2 protein-coding genes and 1 pseudogene are annotated in these 1724 nt (G+C 29.8%); 2 read left to right on the top strand and 1 reads right to left on the bottom strand.

The genetic code is table 11. The features are described 5' to 3' along the window. Nucleotides 1-148: 148 nt before the first annotated feature. Nucleotides 149-302 (bottom strand): annotated as a pseudogene (locus ABTZ99_RS44895) (IS3-like element IS-LL6 family transposase); the annotation flags it as partial. Between the two features lie 337 nt (nucleotides 303-639). Here ABTZ99_RS44895 and ABTZ99_RS44890 point away from each other — a divergent pair. Together ABTZ99_RS44890 and ABTZ99_RS44885 are read left to right on the top strand one after the other, a co-directional pair. After that, complete coding sequence (locus ABTZ99_RS44890) at nucleotides 640-1011, top strand: plasmid mobilization protein (RefSeq protein ID WP_499619283.1); 372 nt, start codon at nucleotides 640-642, stop codon at nucleotides 1009-1011. A 2-nt stretch (nucleotides 1012-1013) separates the two neighbouring features. Then, nucleotides 1014-1724, top strand: a 711-nt coding sequence (locus tag ABTZ99_RS44885) for a relaxase/mobilization nuclease domain-containing protein (protein ID WP_499619281.1), incomplete at its 3' end; no start/stop codon positions are given.

Raw genomic sequence — 1724 nt, 5'->3', positions numbered from 1 at the left:
TTATAAGTATACACCTCTTTTTTATAAAATTAAAGCAAAATATTAGGCAAACCTAAAAAAAAATAGACATCGCCTAATTTAATATTATTTGCCTTCATTTCATTTGTATCGGAATGAATCAATTGTACACTGGACCAATGTCAAATATTTAGACACAAAATGAGCTATATTTTCTTAAAATAATTTTCTTCTTTCTGATTTGGAGTTAAACCCTTGTTGGCGGAATGAGGATTATAATTGTTATAAAATTGTTCGATGTATTCAAAGCAAGAGAGTTGAACTTCTTGAATGGAGTGATAAGTTCATAATTACATTAACGCAAAAAAATAGGTTCAAACTTTGACCGAAGATGAAGTTAAAAATTTGTGTTTTGAAGTCAAAGATTTATACGAAGATGTCTTAAAAGAATTTGAAATTAAGCTCTAATTTTTTTCAAAAAGGGGGATTGGGGGACACCACCAAAAATAAAAAGATTCGTCTGAAACGAACAAAAATAAAATTGGAAATTTTAGCTTTTGTGAGTGAAAGATGAATACTTTTTACTGTAAGTGTAGCCACACTTGCTAAGTTCACTAACTAAAGACACTAACCCCCTATTTTGAGCTTTTAGAGTTGACAGTAGTTTGAAAGGTTGACAAGATGAAAATAATCGAAAATCGTGAGAGAAGTATACAGAAAAAATTTCGTGTAAATGAAAAAGAGAACGAAAGAATTAAATTGATGATGAGAAAAACTGGTATCACTAATTTTTCTATTTTTGCTAGACGAGCCTGTTGCAATAAAGAGATTTTTTCTATTGATTTTTCAGAATATAAAAATATTATTTCTGAAATTTCTGCGACAAAATCTGAACTAAAACGTATCGGAAATAATATCAATCAAATTGCTAAACATTTAAACGAAAATAAAAATAATCAGACAAAAGAATTGATGTCTGATTATCAAAAGCAATTAGAAAATTTGGAAGAAAAAATTCAAAAAGTGGTTCATTTTATTTCGGAGAGGGAGTAAAAATGACAGTGATTTATATGCCAAAACAATCGAACGGAACAGTTCATTCTTCAAAAGATTTAAACCAACTCATTGATTATGTGATGAACTCCGAAAAAACAAATGACTTTGAATATGTTTCCGGTCAAAATATTTTAGATATTCATTCAACCTGTGATGAAATGTTAGCGACACGAACAATGGCTATCGCTTTAAAAAACAAGCCACGAAAAAACGAAAGGTTCGGTTATCATTTTGTCCAATCTTTTTCTCCTGATGACCATTTAACCCCTGAACAAGTTCATGAAATTGGTTGTAAAACCATGAAAGAATATCTCGGAAATTCTGCGGAATTTATTATTGCTACTCATACCGATAAGCCACACCTCCATAATCATATTGTGCTTAATGCAACTGACCCTTTGACTTTAAATAAATTTCAACAATCAAAAAATGATTTGGAACGATTGAAAGAAATTTCTGATAACATTTCTAAAGAATATGGTTGTAAAATTATTGACCGTCCTGAACAAAAATTAGGAAACTCTCACAAAAATTATTTGGTCTATCTTGCTCAAAATTCTTACCGAAAAGAGATTAAAAACAAACTTGAATTTTTAATGAACCATTCTCACACTTGGGAAGATTTTAAAACAAAAGCAAGAGCCTTAAATTTAAAAGTGGACGACACAAAAAAATATACCACTTATCTTTTAGAGGGAAGCGAACAAACC

This window comes from Actinosynnema sp. NPDC002837 (assembly GCF_040295345.1).
Taxonomy (GTDB): Bacteria; Actinomycetota; Actinomycetes; order Mycobacteriales; family Pseudonocardiaceae; genus Actinosynnema.
The sequence above is the reverse complement of the archived record's forward strand: the minus strand, read 5'-3'. Positions and strand labels throughout refer to the sequence as shown.